Source organism: Oscillibacter sp. KLE 1728 (assembly GCF_934833455.1).
GTDB lineage: Bacteria > Bacillota > Clostridia > Oscillospirales > Oscillospiraceae > Oscillibacter > Oscillibacter welbionis.
Window position 1 is genome coordinate 1 of record NZ_CAKVVF010000081.1, and the last position, 2,060, is coordinate 2,060.

General features: G+C 61.7%; 3 protein-coding genes. 1 reads left to right on the forward strand and 2 read right to left on the reverse strand.

Features of this window, described 5'->3' with window-relative positions; all coding sequences use genetic code 11:
• Both QVE23_RS08950 and QVE23_RS08955 read right to left on the reverse strand, forming a co-directional pair.
• A partial coding sequence (locus QVE23_RS08950) for a response regulator (RefSeq protein ID WP_287967973.1) occupies positions 1 to 319 on the reverse strand: 319 nt, incomplete at its 3' end.
• Entirely contained in the window at positions 300 to 704 is a 405-nt protein-coding gene (locus QVE23_RS08955) for a ComEA family DNA-binding protein (protein ID WP_021749177.1), read from the reverse strand. The genes QVE23_RS08955 and QVE23_RS08950, both read right to left, overlap by 20 nt.
• Before the next feature lie 118 nt (positions 705 to 822).
• Between QVE23_RS08955 and QVE23_RS08960 the strand changes: the two genes are divergently transcribed.
• A partial coding sequence (locus QVE23_RS08960) for a D-alanyl-D-alanine carboxypeptidase family protein (RefSeq protein ID WP_287967974.1) occupies positions 823 to 2,060 on the forward strand: 1,238 nt, incomplete at its 3' end.

Genomic DNA, 2,060 nt, shown 5'->3' on the forward strand with positions numbered 1-2,060 from the left:
GCTCCAGAATGTTGAAGGGCTTCGTGAGATAATCGTCCGCCCCGCACTCAAAGCCCATAAGCTTGTCGGCGTCCTCACTCTTGGCGGTGAGCATGATAATGGGAACGTTGGAAAATTCCCGTATTTTCATGCAGGCCTCCAGCCCGTCCATCTCCGGCATCATCACATCCAGCAATATCAGGTCGAACCGCCCCTCCCGGGCCAGCTCCAGCGCCGATGCACCGTCATAGGCGCACTCCACCTCGTACCCCTCGTTCTCCAGATTGAATTTCACGCCTTTGACCAGCAGCTTTTCGTCATCAACCACCAGAATCCTCATTTGTCACCTCTCCTTTGCCGTTGTCCACAGTGACGCGGTCCTCCAGCTCGGCGAATTTCGCCTCTCCGATCCCGCTCACCTCCATGATCTCCTCAATGCTCCCGAAGGGGCCGTTGGCCTCCCGGTACGCGATGATCCGGCGGGCCAGGCTCTCCCCGATGCCGGGCAGCGTGTCCAGCTCCTCCGCCGTGGCAGTGTTCAGATCCACCGGCGGGAAGTCCGGGGCGATCTCCTCCCGGGGGACCTCCGCCTCTGTCTCAATGACTACGCCCGGGACGCGATCCTGCCGATCCCGAAGAGACAGGCCCGCCAGGGCGCACAGGAACACCGCCGTCAACCCCAGCAGAATGATCTCACTTTTTGTCGGCCTTCCCCGTCCACTCACTGTTGAACTCCCACCCGTTTTTTGATATACTATGAATTGAAATGTCGAACCGCGGCGCTTTTCGCCGCCGCTGCCGCGCGATGCAAGTTGATTATACCACAGATGGTAGGAGTTTGATATGAAAACACACCGCTTTTTCTCTGTTTTTTTGCTGCTGATCCTGGCGGTCTCCCTGCTGACAGGTCCTGCCTCCGCCGCAGAGGTGCCTGACCCCGCCATCCAGGCCAAGGCTGCCCTGCTGGTGGACGCCAACACCGGCCGCATGGTCTATGGAAAGAACGAGCACGAGGAGCTCTATCCCGCCAGTCTCACCAAGATCATGACCGCTCTGCTGACGCTGGAGGCAGTGGACAGCGGGCAGCTGTCCATGGACCAGCCAATCACTGTTACGGAGAGCGCCCTGGAGGGGCTGGCGGCGGATGGCAGCACCGCCGGCATCCGGGCCGGGGAGGTGCTGACGGTGGAGCAGCTGCTGGAGTGTATGCTGATCGTCTCCGCCAACGAGGCGTGCAACATTCTGGCGGAGCAGGTCAGCGGCAGCGTGGACGCCTTCGTGGGCGCCATGAATGAAAAGGCTGCGGCTCTGGGGTGTGAGAACACCCACTTCGTCAACACCACCGGCCTGCATGACAGCCAGCACTACACCTCCGCCTGGGACTTGTACCTCATCACAGCGGAGGCCCTGAAGCATGACGACTTCCTGCGGATCTGCGATATGAAGAGCGCCACCATCCCCGCCACCAATCTCAGCGAGGAGCGGGTGCTCCACTCCACCAACTACCTGATCTCCAACTGGCGGGCCTTGGGATATCTGGACAGCCGGGCCCACGGCGTCAAGACCGGCTCCACCTCCGATGCCGGCCACTGCCTGGTATCCACTGCCGCGGAGGGCAGCCTCTCCCTCATCAGCGTGGTGCTGGGGGCCGAATCCGTGACCTTGCCCAGCGGCGGCACCCAGGTCCAGAGCTTTTCCGAGACCTCCCGTCTCTTCGACTGGGGTTTTGAGAACTTCTCCTATCAGACGGTGCTGGAGGAGGCTGAGCTGGTGAAGGAGGTCAGCGTGGCGCTGTCCAAGGTGGACCATGTGTCCGTCCATCCGGCGGCGGATGTGGAGCTGTTGCTGCCCAAGGGCACTGATCCCGCCTCTCTGGAGCGGACGCTGGACCTGGAGAGTCCTGTGGACGCTCCGGTCACCGAGGGGCAGGTGCTTGGCACTCTCTCCCTCTCTCTGGAGGGAGAGGTGTTGACCACGGTGGACCTGCTGGCCTCCCATGATGTGGAGGCCTCCGGCCTGCTGCTGTTTTGGCGGAACGTGCGGAACTTCTTCAGTTCCACCGCGGTGAAGGTGGTTGGCAT